Source organism: Kineothrix sp. MSJ-39, from assembly GCF_018917935.1.
Classification (GTDB): Bacteria; Bacillota; Clostridia; order Lachnospirales; family Lachnospiraceae; genus CAG-194.
The window spans coordinates 272578-296555 of record NZ_JAHLPN010000002.1; the positions used below are offsets into that span (position 1 = coordinate 272578).

The window sequence follows — 23978 nt, forward strand, 5'->3', positions numbered from 1 at the left end:
GAACCTCAGCTCATGCATAATCTGCTTCGCAGATGAGCTGAGGCTACATCATGAACCTTTCGGTTCATGACATTCACTACAGTAATCTTATTTTCTGTAAAATGCGAACCAGAGTCGCTCCTTTTGGCATATTCAGGATCTCATCCTTTGTCAGTCCGCCTGCCCAGATCACAAGGGCAAAGTATACAAAGATCGCAACCAGGATCGCAATACAAAGTGCTACCACATTGATCTTCAGCAGCATATAAATGCCCTGATAGATCAGATATGCCAGAACACCCATGATCAGGGAAGCAAGCCCCGGAACCACAAAAGTACGCAGCCATTCCTGCTTATAATGCAGGGATTTTCTGACCGCTATATTATTGAGCACACACATCAGCAGCGAATATGTGATCATGGCGATCGCCAGTGCATATAAAGAAAGTTTTGTAAACAGCAGAAGCGGTACTAAAACGACCGTCTGCACAACAAGGGCAAGTGCTGCATTGATAACCGGAACATTCACTTTTCCGATTCCCTGTAATACCGCATTTGTCAATGTAGACAGAGCATAAAAGACAACTGTGATACTGATCGCCCGAAGCAGGGAAGATGCCAGCGCAAGGGAAGATCTCTGCGGGAATAACAACTGTGTGACAGGCTGTGCCAGTGCAAATAAGCCCGCTGCACACGGAATGGAGATCAGCATGGTTGTTTTAATCGCTGCTGCCACCTGATGACGCGCCTTTTTCAGATCACCCTGTGCATAAGAACCGGAAATGCTTGGGATCATCGCAGAGGACATCGCGGAAGCGATCGCGATCGGAATATTGGCAATGACAACTGCCTTTCCGCCGAACACACCGTAATTGGTCGCAATCTCCTTTTCTGAAATACCAAGCACATACTTCATGATCTTGGTATAGACCGTCTGGTTTAACGAGGTGGAAAAATTGTAAATAAATGTACTCAGGATAAACGGCGTTACCATACTGAAAATAATGCCGAATATCTGGGAATAACTCAGTTCTGTATGATTTCTGTCACGATCGGCTCTGCGCAGGATAAACTTCTGGTTCAGCTTGTACACAAGCCACATAAAAAGAAGCGCGATCAAAACACCGCTGCCCGTACCCATGGCACTTCCCATGGCTCCGTAGATCGCCTGTGTTGTTTCGTCCTTTCCCGAAACCGTTTTGATCAGCAAATAAGCAGCTCCAAGACTGACCACTGCATTTAAGATCTGCTCAATGATCTGGGAAAAGGATGTCTGCAGCATTGTCCGATGCGCCTGGAAATAGCCGCGAAGTACACCTAAAAAACCGGATAAAAAGATAGTCGGTGCAAACACACGCAGTACGATCGTAGAATTCGTTTCCACCAGCCAAGGGGCTGCAAAAAATGCAACCAGACTGGCAATTCCGCCCACGATAAACACATACAGGAGCGAACAGCGGAAGATCTTATGTGCATTCCGATACTCGCGCAGTGCCAGTCGCTGTGCGATCACCTTGGAGATCGCAGAAGGAATGCTATAAGATGAGATCAGCAGAATGATCGTGTAAATATTGTACGCACTTGTATAATAGCCGTTTCCTTCATCCCCTATAATGCCTGTAAGCGGCGCACGGTATAAGATTCCAATGACACGGACTAAAATACCGGTGATCGCCAGAATACCAGCCTGCATGATAAATCCATCATTTTTCTTTTCCTGACTCATTGATAACTCCTGTCATATCACGTAATAAATATACCCTGTTAAATGGGATCGAGAAGTAATAACCGTCTGCAAAATCTGCCGCAAGTGCCATCATTTCCCTTGCAATAGCGCAGCCAACCGCTTCTCCTTCACTGCGGCCCATGTCATCTGCAAAACGTGCCACGATCTCATCCGTCACACACATGCCTGTCATCTCATTTTTGATGAACAGCGCATTTTTACGGCTGACAAGCGGCATGATACCACAGAGGATCCGCGCACCTGTTTCTTCCTTGATACGGTGGATCTTATCGATCTCCTCTTTTGTAAAAACAGGCTGTGTCATGAAGAAAGTTGCTCCATGTTCCATTTTCCGTTTCACACGATTGATCTCCACATCAAGCCTGAGCCTGTTCTGGTTGATCGCACCACCTACAAAAAACGGATCGGATGCAAATTCCTCTCGGTTCATCTCCTGAACCAGCTTCATAAGACCGACAGAATCGAAATTAAATACACTTCTGACATCTTCTCTTGCCATACTTGGCACAGGATCTCCCGTGATCACCAGCGCATTACGGATATCGCTTAAATATGCGCCCAAAAGCTGTGAACGAATCGCGATCGCATTTTTATCCCTGCAGCAGATATGCGGCATAACACAAAGATCTGTTTCCCGCGCTACCTTTGCCGCCATCAGAATGGAATCCGCTCTTGTCCGCCCGGACGGAGAATCCGGGAAAGTAACGGTATCTACATGCATGGCAGAAAGCAGATGCGCTGCCTCTAACAGCTTCTGATCGTTCGCAGAAGGCGGTGGTGAAAGCTCAACCGCGATCAGCTTTCCGCTTTTTCCCGCATAAAAGCTGTGATCCTCTGCCTGCTCTGTCTTTTCCTTTACGGTGATATGCACCGGAGAAGGCTTTTCTGCTCGAAGATGCTTCTCTCCGAGTGCTTTTACCAGTCTTCTGATATAGTCGGGATTGGTTCCGCAGCAGCCACCGACAATAGAGGCACCGAGATCGGTGATCTCCACCATCTTGTCCGCAAAATAATCCATATTTTCCAGAAATACCAATCTGTCCTGTACAACCTTCGGATAACTTGCATTCGGAAGTACGGATAAATATTTACTGCTCAGGGTATTTACCTGTTTGACGATATTATACATATGACCAGGACCGACACCGCAGTTTAAGCCTGCTGCATCGATCTCTGTAACCTGCGCAGCCTCCTCAAGCAGGCTTCTTGCACTGATGCCTGCCACGCTGTAGCCCAGCTGGTTGACCGCAAACTGCACCAGAATAAAGATCGGTGATTCCTTGCGGATCTGCTGGATCACGGGCAGGATCTGATCCAGATTCGGGAATGTTTCGAACACCAGAAGATCTGCTCCCAGTGCCACAAATTTCCGCGCGATCTGCAAATATTCCTCTGTGATCTCTTCTTCCTGCTCCTGTCTGCCACCGGGGATCGGCCCGATATCACCTGCCAGAAAGACCGGATGCTTTTGTCTGTAAGGCTCCGCTGCCTCTTTGGCGATCGTAAAGCCCGCTTCTATCGTTTCCAGCACCTCATCCAGTCCCATATCCAGCGTTTTTGTATTCGCTGCAAATGTATTCGTTCGGATAAGCTGTGCGCCGGCTGAAAGGTAAGCCTCATGCACCTGTTTTACAAGTGCAGGCGCCTGTGTATTGGCGCGTTCCGGGAAAATGCCGTTCTGACAGATGCTGCTGAAATACGTACCAAATGCACCATCGGTGATCAGCTTCTGCGTGTGCAGAAACGCACGGATGTCTTTCTTTGCAAACACCTTTTGTGCCATGGCAGGAAGCTCCTGTATGGACCGGATCGCGTAAGCTGCCTGCGGTACTTTGCCAAAACCGTATGCTGCATGGATAAACGGAAGTCCCGCCTGCGTGGCAGAAATGAAATCGCCTTCAATATCTCCCACATAAACAGCCTGCTCCAGATCCTGTCTGTCCAGAAGGATTGCGATCGAATCCCCTTTGCAACGCTTTGTTCGTCCAAAGCATTCCGTATCTTTAAAATATTTTCCGAGCTTATGGTATGACAGGAAAGCTTCGATATACCCAAGCTGGCAGTTGCTGACGATAAAGAGATCATATTTTTCCGACAGCTCCTTCAGCACATCTTCCAGCCCCGGGAATAAAACACCGCCATGCTGCTCAATATAATCATTTTCATGATCCATGCAAGCCTGCAGGATCTCAAGTGCCCTTTCCCTGCTGACTGTATGAAAGTAAGTATATGCAATATCATCCATTGTCTTACCCATGAGCTGACACATGTCTTCATTCGTGATCAGCTTATGAAAGTCCGGTAAGGTTTCGATGATCTCATTCCAGGAGTCTACGACAGCTTGTGCGCTGTCCCATAATGTTCCGTCTAAATCAAAAAGTATGCCTTGTTTCATGTTGAGTTCCTTTTTATTATTTTCTGTAGTGGATTTACTCGCAAACCCGCACCTCCGGTGCTCTCTGTCTGCTTCGCAGACCGTTTGCTCTTCCCTCTCCTCCGGATTTACTCGCAAACCCGCACCTCCGGTGCTTCCTGTCTGCTTCGCAGACCGTTTGCTCTTCCTTCTCCTCCGGATTTACTCGCAAACCCGCACCTCCGGTGCTCTCTGTCTGCTTCGCAGACCGTTTGCTCGTTAATAAACGCAAGAAAACAAATGACACCTTCGGTGTCGCTTGTTTTCTTTTTGCGTTTATTACATTATACCATATAGCAGACGCTGAAATATATAAAGAATATATAATTTTCTCTTGCGTTTTTAGGGAATTACATATATGATGGTACAGTATTGATACGGTTTTTCAACTGTTGATTTTCGGGGTGTGGCTCAGTTTGGTTAGAGCGCCGTCTTAGGGAGGCGGAGGTCGCAAGTTCGAATCTTGTCACTCCGATTTTTTATATAGCGGATTTTTTACAACATGAGAAATATGGCAGACTATAATCGATTGGGGGATTGATTATATGGATATCATTCGGAAATTTTATGATATGGATTTAAAGAAAGTCATGCAGATCTGGTACGATGGTAACTGTGAAGTGCATGACTTTATTCCTATCTCCTACTGGGACAGGAGTTATGGGTATGTATCCAGACTGATTCCGAAATCAGAGGTCTATGTATACGAAATAGACGGTCTGATCGTCGGTTTTATTGGTGTGGATGAAGGCTATATTGAAGGGCTTTTCGTCCATAAGGATTACCGCGGGCTTGGCATCGGGACAAAGCTGATCGCCTATGTCCTGCAATATTATGACTTCATCGAGCTGGATGTTTTCGAGAAAAATTACGGAGCTGTCTGTTTTTACGAAAACCGTAATTTCCAGAAGCTCCGCTCTCTTCCGCACGAGGATCTCGGCGAAATAGAATATAGAATGTGTTACCGGAAGAAAAAAGAAGAATAATTTACGCTTTCTTCTTTCCTGTGATGATCGCAACAACTGCCAGGATCGCATTCAGCAGACACCAGACAGACCAGATCATCAGATCGGAAAAGCTTCCGTAATTTGAAAATCCAAGCAGAGCAGCCAGTCCGAATAAGATGATCAGCGCAATATTGCCGCCCATCTTTTCGGACTTTCTTGTTGCAACGGAAACGATCCCGCCTGCCAGCATCAGCACTGCCACGATCAGTCCCGCTGATCCGGAAACCTCTCCGTTATTCTCCAGCGCATTTGACACGCCCGCAGCGCAGGACTGAAAAGCCACCAGAATAAACAGAACCATTGATAAAATACCTGAAACTAACTTCCAAACCTTCATATTGAAACCTCTTCCCTTTCTTAAAACTGAATTGTGATCACATCGGAATCAAATACCGTATCCATAGTTGACAGCTCAAAAATATGGAAATACAGCTCTACATCCGTGATATCTGTGATCGAATTGCTTTCCAGATCAGAGCTGAAAAACTGTACTGCACTGAGCGCTTTCTTTCCTGCCACAACATCTTCCGACATGGATGACTCGACCATAAATCCATTGACAGACACATCTCTGACCTGCACAGTAATATCTTTTTCTGTGTTATTTTCGATATACAGGATCACGCCCGGTCCCCAGAACGAACCATCTGCGGATAATCCCTTTCCAACGATCTTAACGCCGTCAGCATCGACTAACACTTCCCCGGAATCATCATATGTCTGTGTGTAGCTGCCCGCTGCGGAAGTATCTACCTTTATGACCGCAGTGTCTGCTATATCGTCCCACGACTCTGTATCAAAAATGTGGAAAGCAAATTCCATCGTTGCGATCGTTTCAATACCACATTCCTTTAAGCCGCTTGTTTCAAAAGTCAGGGAATCGTTTGCTTTTTTGCCTGCTGCCACATCCGCTGACATCATAGTGGAAACCATGTATCCGTTTACATTGGCATTTCTTGCCTGCACGGTGATCCCCTGCCCGGAATTGTTTTCAATGAGCAACTGCAGCTCTGTACCAAACAAACCGTCTTCTAAGCCCGTTGCGGTGATCTTGATATCATTTTCATCATATAAGACCTGCTCTGTGATCGTGGCTGCAGCTCCTGCTGCTTCTTGTGCGCTTCCATCCTCTGCTGCATCTGTTGCTGAAGTTTCTGCTTCTGCATCGGCAGAATCTGTTTCCACGCCTGCGATCTGCTTGTCTTCTCCGACATTGTCAGATCCACAGCCTGCTGCCATCGCTGCTAAAAGAGAAAGGCAAACACCTAACGTTACTACCTTCAGATTCCTCTTCATATTTCCTATGTACCTCCTGAAAATTGTTATTTATAATAAAAACAGGCGTCCCCGCTTTATTATCCCTCTAATCCTGTGATCCGCTTGTGCGCAGCGGTGCCATATTATTTTCTTTCAAAAGTGCATTGACTTCGATAATACTGCCCGGTCTTTCATTAAAAATGATCATCAAAAGCGCATCTCGCGGTATTTTTGCATATAACATCGGCATTTCATAATTTTGCAGTGCTCTCTGTGTCTCTGCCAGAGACAGTTCTGCCGCATAACAGATCCGCAAAATGACATCTCTCTGCTTTGTGTGCTTTTCTCCCGATAACAGCTTATAACCGTATCGCTCCGGAATATCCGCCTTCAGAAACACTGTCTGCTGGGTCATGCCTTTTTCGCTCAAAATATTTTTTATATAAATGGAAAACATATCTTTTCCTGCTTTCATGCTCTCCTTATGATCCTTACAATACTGGTCAAACTCCGATAAATGTGTTTTTCCCAAAATATCTGCTAACTCTTTGGTAGATTTTTCGCTCATATATCCTCCTGTCTGCTATAATATCCACATAGTAAAAAGAAAGGGCTGCTGTTATGGACTTATCACATCGACTTGCTGTCTCCTATTACAAAACAATCGCTACTATAAATGAACCGCACCATATTTATCTGGTACAACATATTGAAACACAGAAACTTTATATCAAAAAGATCCTGGATGTTTATAATATTGCCGTTTATGAATACCTGTACAAAAATCCTGTTATGGGAATTCCCCGGATCATCGAATATCTGGAAGAGGATAACAGGCTGATCCTGATCGAAGAATACATTTCGGGCTGTTCTCTTCAGGACAAGATCGATGAAGGTAAGCTTTCCCTAACCGATATCTTTTGCTATATGCCGGAGCTGTGCGATATTCTGGAAAGCCTTCATGCACATTCTCCCGCCATCATACACAGAGATATCAAGCCGTCCAATATTATCATCACAAATTACAACAAAGCAGTTCTGCTTGATTTTAATGCTGCCAAATATTACTCCGAGCAGGAAAAAGATACAGTGCTGCTTGGTACACAGGGCTATGCAGCCCCGGAGCAATACGGCTTTGGCGCATCCTCTCCCCAGACAGACATTTATTCTCTGGGCATTCTCCTGAAAGAAATGACTGCTTCCGTAAACTACTCTGATAAAAGAATTCAGACAATCATACAGAAATGTACACAGGTAGATCCTTCCGGGCGTTATCAGGATGTAAGGGAACTTAGAAATGAATTATCCCATCTCTCAAAGCTGCCATCCGAAACCGGTCTTTCTGCTACAGCTTCCTCCGGTTTTCAAAAATATGCATTACCGGGATTCCGGACAAAGACACCATGGAAAATGTTTCTGTCCTTTCTCTGTTACCTGTTTCTTACATGGCTCTGCCTGACACTTGAGATTAAAAACACCTATGGCGCGCATTTATGGGTTGAAAGAATCTATGTTTTCGCGATATTTCTCTCTATCATTTTCTGCAGCTTTAATTACCTTGACGTACAAAGGTTCCTGCCATTTTGCCGCAGCCGAAATAAAGTAGTCCATTATCTTGGTATTCTTTTGTTAAATATTGCAGTTATCTTCTGCTTACTGTTGATGCTTTGTATTACAGAATCAATTTGGTTTTCAACGTAATGATTATAACACTACAATCTTGATCCTGTTGCCACCCTTACGGTGGGAATTTTTATACGCCGGATGAATTTTTAAGCAATCCATAAAAAACAGCCGACAAAAAAGAGGGTTGTTTCCGACAAGATCATTTGCCGGAAGCAACCCTCTTTTCATAGGCTATTCCACTTTATACATATACAATTTCAATTTCTCCGAAGCTGACGCTTCCGTTCAGATAGCAGACCGGACCATTAGAATCTCCGCAACGCTTCTCATCCACACTTGCCGCAAATACACTGACCTTCTGCACTACATTCCATTCTTTCGGGACAAATAAAGTAAGCTGTCCGAAACTATTGGAAACCTCGATCGTTACGCTGTCTCCTGCCATATGTGCCTGATCCAGATATACCTTCAGTTCTCCGAAAGAATTCTGAAAACGTCCGCGTTTTAAATCAGACATATTGACATATTTCGTTGTTTCGCCGAATGAATTGGAGCATTCCACATAACCGTCTCCTTCTTCCTCAGTTATCTTCTGGTACTTGGTAAAATCCGATCTCTTTGCATGCGGATCATCCTGCTCTCCATGATTTTTGTGTTTATGTGGAAACAAAATATTGAATCCGATCGTCAGAAATACAACTATGATCACCACATTCCAAAAACCGACTTTGGGAAGTCCCAGTGTTTCGGCAAATGTAAGCCAGGCAAGCCCCAGTGAAAAGAAGATCCCGCCAAAACTTCTGTCTGCAATACTGCTGACAAGGAGTGCTGCACACAAAATACCGATCAATGCACTCCATACACTGATCTGTGCTGTGATCAGATGCATCTGGCTCAATACCAGAAATACCGCTGCTGTGATAAATCCAAGTCCCCAAAATATTCTGCTTGTTTTTTTCATCTTTCTAACCTCTTTTCTTCCAATCTTTCCTTCAATACTTTTATGTAAGCTCTTGAAACATAAATCTGTTTGTGCGTTCCCTGAAAGGAAATCTCCGAGGATGCTGCCAGATTCCGCCGGATCGCATAGATCCGGTTCAGATTCACGATCGCGGATTTGGAGATCCGCAGAAAATCCGCTCCAAGTATATCTTCCAGCTCATACAGTTTTTTCCTTGCTTCAAATATTTCAGTTTCCGTATGTGCCAGCACCTGCGAGCCTTCCGTTTCAAAAAACAGGATTCTGTCTGTTTCCAGATAATATTCGGTGTCGTTTTGATACAATATGATCTGACCGGCACTTTTGATCTGCTTCGCCAACATCTGCTGAAGCTTTACGACCTCCGGCGTCAGCTCCCTGCAATGGAGCACGATTTCTTCTTCTGACGCTTCTGGATCTATTTCCACTCGTATCTTCACCTGACCACCTCCTGTTGTTGTCATTATACGGTATCTATGCCAAATGTAAATGCCTTTTCGGTAAGCGGTCGAAATACGCAGGTAAGTGGCAGAAAATAGCCTGTATACATAAAAATTCCCGGAAGTAATGGGATAACTTCCGGGAATTTGGGTTATAGTATATATCTGATTCTTGCTCTCAGACATTTTCACTTTTATTCTGTTTTCAAATAAGCAGCAATCTGGTCATCGGAAAGATTATATTTTATCTTTATTCTTTCAGCAATCTGCTCATTGGTAACACCAAATACTCTTAATTCATCAATAACATCTTTTATCGCTCTCTTATCTGCATATTCCTCTATTGCCTTGCACACGATTGCCACCTCCTTTGGATCATGCTTCATTGCCTGTACACGTCTGGATGTTTTGGGAAATTCAGGATTATTCATATCCGGATTCAGAAATTCCTTCATAAGACGTGCTATTTTGCTATCTTCTTTTCCGGTTGTCGTCACATAAATTTCATGCAGTCCATCCTGTAACGATTCTCCTGTTTCCTTACAAATCATCTCTGCATGACTGATTGTTCGCCCATTCTGCAATACATCAAAATTGGAAACATAAATAATGTATACTTCCTGTACATGCTCAAATCTGTCTCCGGGTTCTGAACGATTTACTGTGATCGCGGATGCATTATAACGGACTCGTTTTACGTGATTATCATTATCTGCTTTCTGAATCTCGATATTGTAAACAACATCTTCTTCCCCTTCTGCGTATGCATCCACTCTTATCGAACGTTTTCCAATAATATGGATGCTTTTCTGCCCTGTAACCGTATCTTTACGGATCTTCAGATCAGCCTTTTCCATAAATATCTGCAGCAATTCTTCGCAAGTATCCGGATCTTCCATCATCACTTCAAAGAATCCATCATCAATCGGTCTGAGCTTTTCCACGATCGACAACTGCTCAGCATTTGTCTTTCTTTGTTTCTTTTCCTTCATCTTATGCCATGACTCAATAGATTTTATCTAATCGGTAAAATCTCAGACATTACATAAACCGTTCATTTCATAACAATCCCCAGAAGGACTTATCCTGCCCTATGCACTTATTATAAAAGATGCAATAATATATGACAATATACAAATTTGTCTTATAGTTTTGCAATAATATTTTATCGATTTACGATAAATTATTATTGACATTCATATGATCTTGTATTATGATCTGGATAAATCAAAGGAAAGAAAGAAGAGGAATTACCATGAATCTGAAACTGACCAGAATCACAAAATTTTTATTGGATTTTATGTATTTTGCAGGCATGCTTGTATGCCTGACACTGCCATTTACATTCAAATGGTACGGATCCTACAATGATCTGTTTGTTATCTACTACTGGCCGCTTGTCGTAATCTTTTTCCTGTCCGGCGTTTTAGCAATTTTGCTGATCGGAGAATTACGGAAAATGTTCGATACGGTACTTGCGGACAACTGCTTTGTCAAAGAAAATGTAAAAAGCCTGCATAAAATGGGTACATACAGCTTTCTAATTGCTCTTTTGACAGCTTTCCGCCTGTTTCTTTACTTAACACCCGCTGTTTTGATCATTATTCTTGTTTTTGTGATCGCAGGACTGTTCAGTAAAGTGCTCGCCGGTGTATTTGACCGCGCTGTCAGCTACAAAGAAGAAAATGATCTGACGATCTGATGAAGCAATTCAGAAGCATTCTATCATTTAGAAAAGAAAGACGAGGAAATATACTATGGCAATCATTATCAATCTTGATGTCATGATGGCGAAACGAAAAAAAGGCCTGACTGAATTATCCAAGGAAGTAGATATCACAATGGCAAACCTGTCCGTTTTAAAAAACAATAAAGCAAAGGCAATCCGCCTGCAGACTCTCGACGCGATCTGCAAAGCACTGGATTGCCAGCCCGGCGATATTTTAGCATATGAACCGGATGAAAATAGTACGGAAAATAAATGAGAAAGAAGGGAAGTAAAATGAATATTACAAATCAAAATCCGGAAAAGCATACTGCAGATCAAAATAAACAGGTTACAAATAATACTGAGATATCTACCAATATGAGCCCTGTAACCTGCAAAAAGGACGATCCGCCTCTCATAAAGGCTATGGTGGATAACTTTTCTACCTTCGGCGTTGGCAGTATTTTATATGGCTTGTTTTTCTGTTTTTGTATCTATCAGAATTTCATGGCTGTTACCTCTGTCTTACTTTGCGCTGCCACGATCGGTTATGTACTTTTCTGTTTTAAGAAACTCTCTATTAAGACAGACAATAAGAAATGGTTCTTTATCATTTCCATCTGTCTTTTAGGGCTTTCCAATATGCTGACTGACAGTCTGATTCTTGCCTTTTTAAATTATGTAGGTATTATACTTTTATTTTTCTGCTTTTTACTGCGCCATTTTTACGATACAAAGGAATGGGATTTTTCCAAGTTCTGCGGCGCGCTCCTTCATACAATTACATTTTCTATTGGACGGCTCAACTATCCGTTTAAGAGCTTGCAGCAATATTTAAAAGCACATCAGAAAAGGAAAAACACCAAAATTTACTATGTCTTTTTGGGTATTTTGATCGCAATTCCGCTGCTTTTAGTTGTCTGTTCCTTACTGTTAAGTGCGGATGTGGTATTCCGTTCCTTTTCAGACCGGCTGTTTTCCAGTCTCTTTGAGAACATTGACTTTGGTACCATATTCGCAATTGTGTTTACCATCTGCTTTGGCATGTTTGCTTCTTATTGTATCCTGATCGAGCTTGCTTTTCAGGATGTAAACCCTGTCATGGAAAATAAAAAGACAATGGAACCGATCATTGCCATTACTTTTTCCTCTATTTTAACGGTGATCTATCTGTGCTTCAGTATTATTCAGATTGCCTATCTGTTTATTGGAAACATGCAGTTACCTGATGGTTACACCTATGCAGCATATGCAAGACAGGGCTTTTTCCAGCTTTTGTTCGTCTGCCTGATCAATCTTGTACTTGTCCTGTTCTGCCAGAAGCATTACCGGGAAAACAAAGTGCTCAAAATCATCCTGACCATTATCTGCGGGTGTACTTATATTATGATCGCCTCCAGCACAATGCGTATGCTTTTATACATAGAATCCTATCAACTGACCTTTTTACGGATTTTTGTACTTGTGGCACTCCTTACCCTTGCCATTTGCCTGACCGGTGTTGTTATTTCCATTTACAAAAGCAGTTTCCCACTGTTCTCTTTCATGACAGTAACAGTTACCGTCTGCTACCTGCTTTTCTCTCTGGCAAGACCGGATGCGATCACTGCAGCTTACAACTGTCAGCAGGAAAATGCGGATGTTTATTACTTAAGTGATCTCAGTCTGGACGCTGTCCCTGCTCTGGAAAGAGCCGGTATATTTGATGCAGACGGTCCATTAAGTGAAGAAACACATAACTGGATTTTACAGGACTTTAGAACCGCCGCCAGAGAAAGAGGAAGGAATATGGGACCACGGGAATTTAATTTATCTGTTTACAGAGCATTCCAAATATTGGATACCAAGTAGCCTTTTTTTCATACACAATAATAAAATCCTCCTTTTGACAATGAATCAACATGGGTCTGTGTTGTTCGTTATCAAAAGGAGGATTATATGTTTTAACTTCAATCTCAATGCTTTTTAAGATTCTATCAGACTCTTTACATATTCCTCTGATTTTCCCAGATCTTCCATATATTCTGTGCCATCATATTCCGTTTCATTCTGTACAAATACCATTATTAATAATTAATTCCTGTAACGCCCAGCTTTCCTTCCTGTACACTGAAAGTCAGGCTTGCACCTTCATTGTTGTGATATAGGGTAAACCCTGCCATACTCGGACTCATGACATCTTCGCTCTCATCTGCATTTGCAACAGCATCAAGCAGATCATCGGTAAACAATTCGGAAGCATCCAGTTTCATAAAATCTTCCTTCGTATCTACAACCTGTCCATTATCTTTAAAACCAACATAGACCGGATAATTCACAAGATCCGCCAGAGCTTCCTGATCCTTTGCAGCTACAGCACTTTTGATCTTCTCAGCAAAATTGACTGCTGCTTCATTTGCAGTCTCGCCGGAATTAGAATCCGTTTCTTCCGTATTTGCTTCATCAGATGATGACGCATCAGAAGCTGTCTCATTTACATTTGTTTCATCAGATGAGGTCTCATCTGTCGTTTCTGTACTTGTATTAACCTCAGTCGGAGTATCTGTATTTTTTGTATTTGATCCGCATCCAGCGATCATCATAGTAGTCAATGCTAATAATATTGCAATTTGTTTTGCTTTCATAAACTTTCATCCTTTCTTTTTTTGTTACCGTCATTTATACATAATAAATGTGTTTTTTTAATGACTTTTTACCCGAAAAAAACTTAAGAATTATGAAAGTTCCCCATGTTCTCTTTTCTTTTTCTCCCGGAAGGTCAGCATCATCTCTCTGGTAAGGCTCAGTCCCTCCGGATCATCCGGAACATCCTTATAATCTACCCATTCTGCAAGCGAAAGCTCTGTTTCATCTAGCTCTATCTCATGTTCCTCTGCAAGTTCACAAAAATAGCCAAGCAAAAGGTCACTGTCGTATCCCCATGGCTGACTTTTGTAGTAGCGGATATTTTTGACATGAAGTCCGACTTCTTCCATGACTTCCCGCTCTACTGTCTGCTCTGCAGTCTCTCCGATCTCTGTAAAGCCTGCGATGAGCGCATATTTTTTATACTCCCTGCCTGCATATTTCGTCATCAGGATCTTATCTCCATTTGTCACACCTACAATAACCGCCGGCGCAATCTTTGGGAAAACCATGTTGCCACAGGATGGACATTTCATCATCCGAAGATGTTCATCATGCACAAGTTTTTGGGCACATCTGCCACAAAACTGATTATCACGATACCATACATATAAATGCCAGCCTGTCGCTGCTGCAAGTACATATTCCTTTGGATGAAGTCGTCTGGTTTCAAACATTCTGTGATACGTGAAATCCTCAAATATCTGATCCTGCAGATCCATCAAAAAGAAATCTTCTTCATCTATAGAAAATAAATAAGTATATACCGGAAGTTCTGATTTTTCATTTTCCAGCATGAAATGTGCCTCTACCTGCTCAAATGTGAGAAAATCCATTTCTCCGGCTGTTTCCCGATAGAGTATCTTCCCATCAGAAAAACTCAAGATCCGGCTATTTGCGGATGTTTTTTTTGCTGCATATTGATTGTAAAACTTCTTTGGTGCAATATCCTGTATCACGTTCTATACCTTCCTTAATAAAATTGTGGCATATGATTCATTTATTATATTATATCCTTCATGTCAAACTTAGCATATGCTTGATTTTGTTCCTCATCGCCATAACAAAAAACAACTGCCCGGCGAACCGGGCAGTTATCAAATAGGGAATGAAAATATATCATTGCAGATCCTGAAAGGATCTGAAAATGATTAAAGATATAAAAATCCTGTCGCTACAGCGACAATAATCAGGATACTGCCACCGATTGCATAAGCACCTGTTTTCTGGCTGTATCCAAAACGATATCCACCGATCAGACCAAGTAATACGGCTATGATGCAGACAACTGTTAAAATACCAATCTCATAAATGGATCGAAGCTGCATCATACCAAGGGCAATACCGGTCAGAAGTGTATAAAATCCAACCTGCAGGCAAAGGCTTATGAAAATACGGATCAGATATTTTTCATCATGTCTGCTTTCCACGATACCTTCATTTTTCCATGCGGTCTTCAGCATTTTTATGGCAAATGCCACAAATATGATCATACTGATCAATGGATTTAAAGCTTCTCCTTTATCTGCCAGATAAGAACCTCTGAGCCAGATCGTCAGTGCATATCCAACCAGTAACACAATCAACTGGTATATGCCACAGACCAAAAGTCCAAGCGCTAATTTTGCTTTATCGATACGGGAGAGCAAAGCTCCCTGGCAGACTGCCTTAGCATATAAATCAAAGCCTAATCCTAAAGCAATTCCGATTACCAATAATAAACTGGCATCCATGCTTTGCACCTCCCCTTTTCATTACTCTGCTTTTACACCTTCTGTTTTGATAATGAACTTCACGCTGCTGCTCTTACCATCAGCCACACCACTGAAGTTGTTATAATCTTTTCCTGCATCCATTACTGCATTTACTCTGTCAAGTAATGTACTGATGTCGCCATCAAATGCATCTGTCAGCTTCTGAATACCTTCTTCGTTAAATTCGATCATACCATCATTTAACTTATTTGCACCTTCATCCAATGTATCTACGCCATCTGCAAGCTGTTTACCTGCATCTACGATCTTAGCAGAACCATCTACTAATGTTCCTGAGCTTCCTGTCAGCTTACCTGCACCTTCCTGAAGCTTACCTGCACCTTCGTTTAATTGGATCACACCTGCTGCCAATGTAGCGCTCTTGGAATCCAATGTAACAAGACCTGTCTTTAACTGTTTCAGACCTTTTGCAAGTGCTTTTGTGCCACCGTAAAGACCTGTTACCTTTTCTCCCTTGGCATTTGTGTAACCGTTAATACCTTTGTTTAAAGCATCTGCACCATCAGATAATGCACTTGCACCTGCGGAAAGCTGTGAAGTACCGCTTGCTAATGTTGTAATACCTGACTGTAACTGTTTTGAACCATCGTATAAACTGCCGATACCCTGATTCAGAGCTGCAGAACCTGTTGCTAACTGACTAACACCATTTTTCAGTTTTTCCACCTGTGGAGCAAACTCTGTAACCTGAGAAGCTGCAATACCTGCTGCTGCCTCTGCACCTGCTGCACCTGCAATATGCGCTGTTTTATCTGCAACTGCTTTTGATGCAGATTTTACTGTACCAGTAATTTGCTTTTCAACAGTGTCATGTATATTTTTGTTTTCAGATAACTGTGATAAAGACTGTTCAACATTTTTTCCAACTGATCCTGCTGCACCTTTAACTGCATTTTCCAATTCATTACCACTTACAGTGAACTGGATTTGATTATTTGCTGCCATCTGCATAATAGCACCTGGCACAGCTGTTGTAATAGAATTTGTAAGCGCATTTTTTACTTCTTCTATAATTACCTGTGAAATAGCTGTATTTATTGTATCTGTATCAACTTCACCCAAAGCTGCCTGATAAAGTGCTGCCTGAACCTTTTCATCATTCATTGCATCCTCAACTGCTTTTTCTATAATCTCATTTTGTGCCTTTGCCTGCTCCGGTGTTGTTGATGTAGAACCCGGAAGAGAAATATTCTGTACTTCTGTATTCAGCTGTGAAAGTCCTGCTGCAATCTGGCTTGCTGCACTTGCTGCGCCAGGATTTGCTGCTGTTCCGTCTCCCGCATAACCTGCAACTAACTGATCTGCACCGGCTTTTAACTGCTGTGCACCCTGATCTGCTGTTGCCATGCTCTTATCTAATGTCTTAGCACCCTTTGCCAGTGATTTTGCACCACTTGCTGCACCTGCTGATTTATCGGTTCCTTTATAGCCTGCAACTAACTGATCTGCACCATCTTTAGCAGATACTGCGCCATCTTTTAACTGTTTTATACCCTTTGTCAGCTGTGGAACACCTGCTGCTAACTGATTTGTACCGGCTTTCAGTTCTCCGATACCGGATGCAAGCTGTGCCACACCTGCTGTATACTGACCGATACCACTGTTTAATGTTCTCAGTCCGTCATTAAATTCGCCAACTTTTTCCTTTAATGTTCCTGTACCATCCGCAAGCTGCTTTGTACCGTCTAATAACTGGTCTGTTGCATCTGTCAGCTGATCCATGCTGTCTGTCAGTTCGCTTGTATCAATATCATCACTGTTGAATGACAGATCATCCAGAATATCGCTCAAAATCATGGACATTGTCATATCCAGTGAGAAATCTGTTGCATCTGCTGTGATCTCTACATATTCCGGAACATTTACCTTATCTGTATCAAAATTTTTGGAGTTAACCTGTAAGCTGTCCTTCAGTCCGGGCATTGCAATACCGGCAATAATGGAATTGTTACCTTCTGAGATCAGTTTACCATTCGTAACTTCGATATTTTTGAAGTTGTCATTTGATAATACCAGACCACTCAATACAACGAACGGAACATGAATGGTTTCCTTCTTACCATTGACTTCAACTTCCTGTGTTTCATTATTTGTGTAGTCAAAACGGATTTTTACCTTACCGCTCTTACCGGCAATTTCTTCCGGTGTAACTTCCTTATCATCTAAGTAATAGGAAAGTTTGATGCTGACCGGAGACTGCTTTGTAGATGTACCCTGATAATAAATATCATTGCCATCTGCATTCCATGTAATCTTATCTCCGCTGCCATCAAAGGTTTCATCACCTTTTACATTTTCAATATCCTTCAGATCGGATGAATCCTCGATCGTTTTTGCACCGGTCTTATTTTTTAACCAGTCACTGACTAAGATATGATCTGTATTACCGTTTGCATCTGTAAAGACATATACGGTTTCTTCCTTATCTACATCTGATGTATTACTTGAAGAGAACTGGGAATTTAAAGTGTCTGTCAGAGTTTCCTCCTGCTCACTCAAATCCTGATCAGTTTCTTTTTCCGCTAATGCCTGATCTGTAAAGATCGTAGTGGTCAAAAGTGCTGTTGCACATGCCAGTGCAATTACTTTTGCTGATTTTTTCATAATGCTTCCTCCTTATTTTTCTTAGAACGCTTTCCAATTCCGATACTTGTTACACAGATCAGCTTATCAAAGATGATCAGCATAGATGGAAGTACCAGTAAAACTGTGATCATACTGATGATCGCGCCACGTGCCATTAAGGTACATAACTGACTGATCATATCGATATCGGAATAAACACCTACACCAAAAGTTGCTGCGAAGAAACTCATGGCACTGACAAAGATTGACTGGATCGATGTCTGATGTGCGATTGTAACCGCTTCTTTCTTATCCTTGCCATTATTTCTTTCTACTTTATATCTTGTCGTCATCAGGATCGCATAATCGACTGTGGAACCTAACTGGATCGTTCCGATTACGATCGATGCGATAAACGGGATAACGGATCCTGTATAATACGGAATACCCATATTGACAAAAATCGCAAATTCAATCGTCATAACGAGGATGATCGGTAATGAGATTGACTTAAATACGACCGCGATGATCAGGAAGATAACACCGATGGAAACAATACTGACTGTCTTAAAGTCCTTATCTGTAATCTTGATCAGATCTCTTGTACAAGGTGCTTCACCGATCAGCATTCCGCTGTCATCGTAACTCTTGATGATCTCTTCCAGTTTATTACACTGTTCATTGACTTCATCGGATGCAACTTTATATTCCGACATGACAAGCATCATTTCACGACCGTTCTGTACAAGCTCGCTCTTGATGTCATCAGGAATCAGTTCATCCGGAATTGCCGGTCCGACAAGTGCATCCAGACCAAGTACGGTCTTAACACCGTCTACATCCTTCATATCATTTGCCAGCTGCATTTTTTCCTTTGCGGAAAGGTTTGTATCCACAAGAACGATCTCCATTGTATTCATGGCAAATTTATCGTTCAGTATGTTATTTGCCTGAATACTCGGTAAGCTTTCCGGTAATGTGGAATCCAGATTGTAATATACGCTTGTTCTGTTATAACCGAAAACTGCCGGAATCCAAAGCACTATGAAGATTACTGCAATGATAATGTAATGCTTTGCCACAAACTTTGAAATCCGGAATTCCGGAAGCAGTGGTTTGTGCTTTGTCTTTTCAATAATGCCATCAAAGATCAGGATCAATGACGGAAGAACTGTTACACAGGCGATTACACCGATCAGAACACCCTTTGCCATGACAATACCAAGGTCAAGACCAAGTGTGAAGCTCATGAAGCAAAGTGCGATAAATCCGGCGATTGTTGTGATACTACTGCCGACTACGGAAGAGAAAGTAGCGCTGATGGCTTTTGCCATTGCTTCTTTCTTATCTCCGCCGCATAACTCCTGCTGCTCTTCGTAGCTGTGCCACAGGAAAATGGAGTAGTCAAGCGTAACACCCAGCTGTAATACCGCGGCGAGCGCCTTCGTAATATAGGAAATCTGTCCCATAAAGACATTGGAACCTAAGTTATATACGATTGCCATTCCGATACTCAGTAAGAAGAAAAGCGGAATGATGTAGGAATCCATTGTCAGGGAAAGAATGATACTACAAAGAATAACGGCGATCAGTACATAGATCGGTGTTTCTTTGTTGGATAAGTTCTTTGTATCCGTTACGACTGCTGACATACCACTGACGAAGCACTGGTTCTGTGTCACATCACGGATCTCTTCGATCGCATCCATTGTTTCATCCGCACTTGTTGTCGTATCAAACATGGCGATCATCAGAGTGGCATCTCCTTTTGCAAATGCATCCTGCAGCTCCTGTGGAAGAAGCTCTGTCGGGATGGAGATGTCTACGAAGCTGTCATACCAGATTACTTTTTTAACATGATCGACATCTTCTACTTTTTCTTTCAGTTTGGAGACATCCTTATAGGGAAGCCCCTCGGTAACGATCATTGTAAATGCACCGGTTCCAAAATCCTCCGTCAGAACGTCCTGTCCTACCATTGTTTCAATATCCTTTGGCAGGTAAGAGAGGACATCGTAATTGACTCTTGTGCTTATGTATCCAAAGAAGGACGGTACAAGAAGCACCAGACTGACGATGAAGATGACAAAACGGCTTTTTACAATACCTCTGCTAAATTTGTCCATAACTTTCCTCATCTCTTTCTTTGATTTGAAATCAATATTTCTCTTACTCTGCATGCAGTATAAAAAAAAGAACTGCATTTAGGAAGATGCAATTCTTTTTCTTTGTTCTCATTTGATATACAAATTGATCGATTTGTATATCAAATTATTACATATTCAAAAAAATGTTAGGCGTAACTTACTCCTTTAACTCGTCTATAATATCCTGCATGGATCTTGTAATGATATAGTCATAAACCTCTGCAATCTCTTTTGGAGACAGAGGCATTCCGCTCTGGATCCAGTTCATGACAACAAAAGTCATGGACTGTGCATAGTATTTGGCGATCATTGACGGCGTCAGCCACTTGTCCTTCACAACCTTTTCCCCTGTTTTAGAGATCATGAATTCCAGCAGTAATTCCTCTACACATTTTCTGACGATTTCTTCAAAGCTGTTCTGCCCTGTTGTTTTTGCCAGCTTTGTATAAAACTCTTTTTCCTTTTGCAGATTGGTAAAGATCAGGATCATGGACTCATCGATCATATCATTCTTCAAAAGGGGACGGATCGGCTGCAGGATCTCATCCTTTATGATGCGTTCGATCACTTCATATTTATCCTGAAAATGATTATAAAAGGTCGGACGGATCACCTGCGCCTTATCTGTGATTTCTTTAATTGTGATTTTTTCAAGAGGTATTACAAGTACAAGCTCTTTCAAAGACTGCATGAGCATCTGCTCTACGTCCGGTTTCGTCTGCATGTCTTTCCTCCAATTTCCTAATTAAGTTCCTCTACCTGTTTGATAAAGTTCTGGATACCCTGAAAGGATTTTTTGCTGATAAAATGCATCATTTTTCTGGCATCGTCTTCTGCTGTTTCCTGATCCACATCTGCTGTCATCATCAAAAACTGTGTCAGTGTTTCCTGTTTTTCCACAAGATCCTTTGCGATCTTATTGCCTTCCTTTGTAAGGACCAGTTCTCCCTTTTCGCCAACTTCCAGATATCCTTCTGCCTTGAGCTTACCCATGGCTCGGCTGATACTCGGCTTGGAAAAACCAAGTGCTTTTGCTACGTCGATGGATTTTACGCGTCCGTTTTCTCTTTTCAGTAAATAGATCGTTTCCAGATAGGTCTGTCCTGACTGTTGCATGTTAAATTCCTCTCTTATCTTTCGATTTTGTTTTTTATCTTTCTGTTAGGAAAGGATCTGATTTTTGATCTCTTCCAATTCTTCCTGGGAAGGACTGCCCGGATTCCATCCGATCTTCTGTCCGTCCTCTTTATAACGCGGGATCAGATGCATATGGAAATGGAATACAGTCTGCCCTGCTACTTCTCCGTTGTTCTGTACCAGATTAAAACCGTCACAGCCAAGTTTTTCTGTCATTTTAGCTGCCATTTTCTTTGCAAGGACGATCACATCCTTTGCCTCATCCTCCGGCAGTTCGTACAGATTTGCAAAATGATCCTTTGGCAGAATCAGTGCATGCCCCTTTGTCGCCGGGCCAAGATCCAGGATCACACGAAACTTCTCATCCTCATATAATGTTTTGGATGGAATTTCTCCATTGGCAATCTTACAAAAAATACATGAATCGTTTTTCATACTGCTTCCTCCTTCTATTTATCAGAATACAAACATTTCATCCAGCATACGGAACAGACCAAAATCACCTTTCATTTTGATATTACCGGTCATAAATGCCTTCTGGAATGTTTCCTGTCCCTGCATGATCTTCTGCAGCACTTCTTCCGTGAGTGTCATCTCAATATCCGGTTTTGTCCCTGTTTCCTCTAAGATCTCCAGCTCATGCTGCTCTATTTTTAAATAGAAGACATCTTCTCTGTCTGTCAGTTCTATTTTATACAGACCCTTTTGTCCGGGCAATGGATGAAAATGCGTTTCAAACGGTGCATAAATCTGCTGCATCTGTGCTTTTTCCTGTTTGCCGAGCATACCCTTAAATAATGCGGACAGCTCCTGAATATCTTCTTTCTGCTTCTGTACATAGATCTCATCGGAAGCATATTTGGAAAGCTGTTCCGATTCCTGTGGCGTCAGTTCCATGCCTTTATTGAGTGCTACACTTTGGTTGACTGCCTGATTACTTGCAGGAAGGCTTTTTACCTTCTGATGGATCGTCCGGTAAAGATCCTCTGCCTTCTTCTCAATGATCGTCACATAATCTTTATTTTGTTCAAATTCGTAAACATCTTTGATATAACCGCAAATGCCGCTTGCAGGAAGACCGCCTAAAATTTCCCATGCATTGCTCAGATTCAGCTTTGCTTCTCTTTCTCCGTAGGTTGTGCTCATCACAACCGGACACATATAAATCTGACGGATCTTATCTTTATCTCCGTACATCCAGATCGCATCCAAAAAGCTCTGCATATATCCGCCGATACCGTACCATTCCACGGTAGTTGCCAGAATAATACCGTCTGCTGCTTTCAGCGTCAACGGAAGTGTCGTCAGTGCATTTTTCATTTCATACAGATTGAACCGCTCCACAGAAACATTCAGTTCCTCCAAAACTGCCTGCATCTTATCCAGCACAACGATCGTCGGATCATCTACAAGCCCTCTGCCACCATAATAAATATTGATCTTCATCTGTTTCCTTCTCTCTGTCTCTATCCGTTTCTGCTTTCCTGCGGTTTTTTGCGTTTCTTCCTATATAGAAGAATTGCCAGAATAAATCCGCTAAGTAAGCCGCCTACATGTGCTGCATTGTCAATATTACTGCCCGTAAATCCTGAAAACAGGGAATAACTGATCAAAAACAGGATCTTCGGAACTGTCATGATCTCCAGCTTTCCTCTGTTCCGCAAAAGAACCCACAAAAGTCCGCCGATCATACCAAAGATCGCTCCACTTGCACCAAGGGAACTTCTGTCATCCATAAAGTAATACGAAAATGCCATAGATGCAAAGCTTCCCGCAATTCCGCTTCCCAGATATAAAAGCAGATACTTAAAATGTCCAAGTGCCCGCTCTACAATATCCCCGAGGAAATAAAGCAGCATCATATTGCCGACCAGATGCGTGATATCCGCATGCAAAAACATACAGGTCAGGATTCTGTACCACTGTCCGCTGTTATACACCAGGTCACGATTTAATACTCCTCTGTCATACAGGAAATCTCCTGTCAGGATACAGGCTGTAAATACAAGCGCATTGATAATAAAGATCGCATGATTGACAAGTGGTCTTTCTTTGATGCTTTTATAAAACTGCTGTCCTCTGGCATCATAGATGATCGGATCTTCCAGTCTGCCCTTTAATGCATATGGCTCTTCCAGACATTTTGTCAGAAGCTCCTTCATACCATAAAAATCTTCTGCTCTGCCTTCCGGGATCAGAAGCCGGTTTTCCTGCTTCAGGATCAGCCAGCAGAAAGCATCATCACCGGATAACCGCATTGCGGCATTTTCATCATCTGTCAGGATCAGAGATAACATATGTACATCCAGACAACCGCCGTCTACAAAACGCCAGCTGATCTTCTTTGTGATCTGCTCATATTGCTCTGCGGTAATTTCCGGATGTGCTGTCTGGTCGATCAGACAGACTGCATTTGCATATCTGTTTTCCATAATGAAATAAACCGCAAAGCCGGGAACAAATTCCATCAGCTTTTTAAAACCCTGATCTATAAAAAATTCTTCCAGTTTCTCATTCATAAAGTTACCCTTTTCTATCTTTAAAAGGGTAACATTTCTTGCCTTTGATGTCAA

The 23978-nt window shown here is 42.2% G+C and carries 23 protein-coding genes and 1 tRNA gene; 6 read left to right on the forward strand and 18 right to left on the reverse strand.

The genetic code is table 11. The features are described from left to right. Positions 1–76: 76 nt before the first annotated feature. Positions 77–1705, reverse strand: a complete 1629-nt coding sequence (locus tag KQI22_RS02810) for a putative polysaccharide biosynthesis protein (RefSeq protein ID WP_216550556.1) — start codon at positions 1703–1705, stop codon at positions 77–79. After that, positions 1683–4121, reverse strand: a complete 2439-nt coding sequence (locus tag KQI22_RS02815; RefSeq protein ID WP_253293478.1) for a bifunctional homocysteine S-methyltransferase/methylenetetrahydrofolate reductase — start codon at positions 4119–4121, stop codon at positions 1683–1685. Before KQI22_RS02815 ends, KQI22_RS02810 begins: the two co-directional genes overlap by 23 nt. A 418-nt stretch (positions 4122–4539) precedes the next feature. Here KQI22_RS02815 and KQI22_RS02825 point away from each other — a divergent pair. Continuing rightward, positions 4540–4614 (forward strand) — tRNA-Pro (locus KQI22_RS02825). 70 nt (positions 4615–4684) lie between these two features. Then, on the forward strand, positions 4685–5125 hold the full coding sequence (locus KQI22_RS02830; RefSeq protein WP_216550557.1) for a GNAT family N-acetyltransferase: 441 nt from the start codon (positions 4685–4687) through the stop codon (positions 5123–5125). A 1-nt stretch (position 5126) separates the two neighbouring features. On the opposite strand, the gene KQI22_RS02835 is transcribed toward KQI22_RS02830, so the two are convergent. The 3 genes from KQI22_RS02835 to KQI22_RS02845 all read right to left on the reverse strand — a co-directional run bounded on the left by KQI22_RS02835 (position 5127) and on the right by KQI22_RS02845 (position 6971). Further along, positions 5127–5483 carry a hypothetical protein gene (locus KQI22_RS02835; RefSeq protein ID WP_216550558.1) on the reverse strand — a complete coding sequence of 119 codons (357 nt, stop codon included), beginning with the start codon at positions 5481–5483 and terminating at the stop codon, positions 5127–5129. A 20-nt stretch (positions 5484–5503) separates the two neighbouring features. After that, positions 5504–6442: a hypothetical protein gene (locus KQI22_RS02840; protein ID WP_216550559.1), complete on the reverse strand. Its 939-nt coding sequence runs from the start codon at positions 6440–6442 to the stop codon at positions 5504–5506. A 67-nt stretch (positions 6443–6509) separates the two neighbouring features. Then, positions 6510–6971: a hypothetical protein gene (locus KQI22_RS02845; protein ID WP_216550560.1), complete on the reverse strand. Its 462-nt coding sequence runs from the start codon at positions 6969–6971 to the stop codon at positions 6510–6512. A 53-nt stretch (positions 6972–7024) separates the two neighbouring features. Between KQI22_RS02845 and KQI22_RS02850 the strand changes: the two genes are divergently transcribed. Continuing rightward, positions 7025–8104 (forward strand): serine/threonine-protein kinase, encoded by a 1080-nt coding sequence (locus KQI22_RS02850; RefSeq protein ID WP_216550561.1) that lies wholly within the window; start codon positions 7025–7027, stop codon positions 8102–8104. 166 nt (positions 8105–8270) lie between these two features. On the opposite strand, the gene KQI22_RS02855 is transcribed toward KQI22_RS02850, so the two are convergent. The 3 genes from KQI22_RS02855 to KQI22_RS02865 all read right to left on the reverse strand — a co-directional run bounded on the left by KQI22_RS02855 (position 8271) and on the right by KQI22_RS02865 (position 10440). Then, positions 8271–8990 (reverse strand): LiaF transmembrane domain-containing protein, encoded by a 720-nt coding sequence (locus KQI22_RS02855; protein WP_216550562.1) that lies wholly within the window; start codon positions 8988–8990, stop codon positions 8271–8273. Further along, a complete protein-coding gene (locus tag KQI22_RS02860; protein ID WP_253293479.1) occupies positions 8987–9472 on the reverse strand; it encodes a LytTR family DNA-binding domain-containing protein in 486 nt (161 codons plus the stop codon). The genes KQI22_RS02855 and KQI22_RS02860 overlap by 4 nt, the downstream gene beginning before the upstream one ends. Before the next feature lie 170 nt (positions 9473–9642). Continuing rightward, entirely contained in the window at positions 9643–10440 is a 798-nt protein-coding gene (locus tag KQI22_RS02865; protein WP_216550563.1) for a PD-(D/E)XK nuclease family transposase, read from the reverse strand. A gap of 263 nt (positions 10441–10703) precedes the next feature. Here KQI22_RS02865 and KQI22_RS02870 point away from each other — a divergent pair, with 263 nt between their 5' ends. From KQI22_RS02870 to KQI22_RS02880, 3 genes are read left to right on the forward strand one after another with little or no spacing between them, the layout of a single operon-like run. Next, entirely contained in the window at positions 10704–11150 is a 447-nt protein-coding gene (locus KQI22_RS02870; protein ID WP_216550564.1) for a DUF2975 domain-containing protein, read from the forward strand. A 55-nt stretch (positions 11151–11205) separates the two neighbouring features. After that, positions 11206–11433, forward strand: a complete 228-nt coding sequence (locus KQI22_RS02875) for a helix-turn-helix domain-containing protein (protein WP_216550565.1) — start codon at positions 11206–11208, stop codon at positions 11431–11433. Positions 11434–11450: 17 nt separating this feature from the next. Continuing rightward, entirely contained in the window at positions 11451–13007 is a 1557-nt protein-coding gene (locus KQI22_RS02880; protein ID WP_216550566.1) for a DUF4153 domain-containing protein, read from the forward strand. A 215-nt stretch (positions 13008–13222) separates the two neighbouring features. Here KQI22_RS02880 and KQI22_RS02885 read toward each other — a convergent pair whose 3' ends face one another. The 10 genes from KQI22_RS02885 to KQI22_RS02930 form a co-directional block, all read right to left on the reverse strand. Beyond that, complete coding sequence (locus KQI22_RS02885) at positions 13223–13780, reverse strand: hypothetical protein (protein WP_216550567.1); 558 nt, start codon at positions 13778–13780, stop codon at positions 13223–13225. A gap of 90 nt (positions 13781–13870) precedes the next feature. Next, the gene (gene nudC, locus KQI22_RS02890; RefSeq protein WP_216550568.1) at positions 13871–14740 is read right to left on the reverse strand and encodes an NAD(+) diphosphatase; all 870 of its coding nucleotides are present in this window, start codon (positions 14738–14740) and stop codon (positions 13871–13873) included. Between the two features lie 192 nt (positions 14741–14932). Continuing rightward, on the reverse strand, positions 14933–15514 hold the full coding sequence (locus KQI22_RS02895; RefSeq protein WP_216550569.1) for a manganese efflux pump: 582 nt from the start codon (positions 15512–15514) through the stop codon (positions 14933–14935). Positions 15515–15535: 21 nt separating this feature from the next. After that, entirely contained in the window at positions 15536–18160 is a 2625-nt protein-coding gene (locus tag KQI22_RS02900) for a hypothetical protein (protein ID WP_216550570.1), read from the reverse strand. After that, positions 18157–20247 carry an efflux RND transporter permease subunit gene (locus KQI22_RS02905; RefSeq protein WP_216550571.1) on the reverse strand — a complete coding sequence of 697 codons (2091 nt, stop codon included), beginning with the start codon at positions 20245–20247 and terminating at the stop codon, positions 18157–18159. Before KQI22_RS02905 ends, KQI22_RS02900 begins: the two co-directional genes overlap by 4 nt. A gap of 178 nt (positions 20248–20425) precedes the next feature. Next, positions 20426–20992 (reverse strand): TetR/AcrR family transcriptional regulator C-terminal domain-containing protein, encoded by a 567-nt coding sequence (locus KQI22_RS02910; RefSeq protein WP_216550572.1) that lies wholly within the window; start codon positions 20990–20992, stop codon positions 20426–20428. Between the two features lie 17 nt (positions 20993–21009). Further along, the gene (locus KQI22_RS02915) at positions 21010–21384 is read right to left on the reverse strand and encodes a metal-dependent transcriptional regulator (protein ID WP_216550573.1); all 375 of its coding nucleotides are present in this window, start codon (positions 21382–21384) and stop codon (positions 21010–21012) included. 45 nt (positions 21385–21429) lie between these two features. Then, positions 21430–21840: an HIT family protein gene (locus KQI22_RS02920; protein ID WP_216550574.1), complete on the reverse strand. Its 411-nt coding sequence runs from the start codon at positions 21838–21840 to the stop codon at positions 21430–21432. 21 nt (positions 21841–21861) lie between these two features. Beyond that, positions 21862–22851 carry an SCP2 sterol-binding domain-containing protein gene (locus KQI22_RS02925; protein ID WP_216550575.1) on the reverse strand — a complete coding sequence of 330 codons (990 nt, stop codon included), beginning with the start codon at positions 22849–22851 and terminating at the stop codon, positions 21862–21864. A 20-nt stretch (positions 22852–22871) separates the two neighbouring features. Next, positions 22872–23924, reverse strand: coding sequence for a rhomboid family intramembrane serine protease (locus KQI22_RS02930; RefSeq protein WP_216550576.1), 1053 nt, complete (start codon positions 23922–23924; stop codon positions 22872–22874). Between the last annotated feature and the right edge of the window lie 54 nt (positions 23925–23978).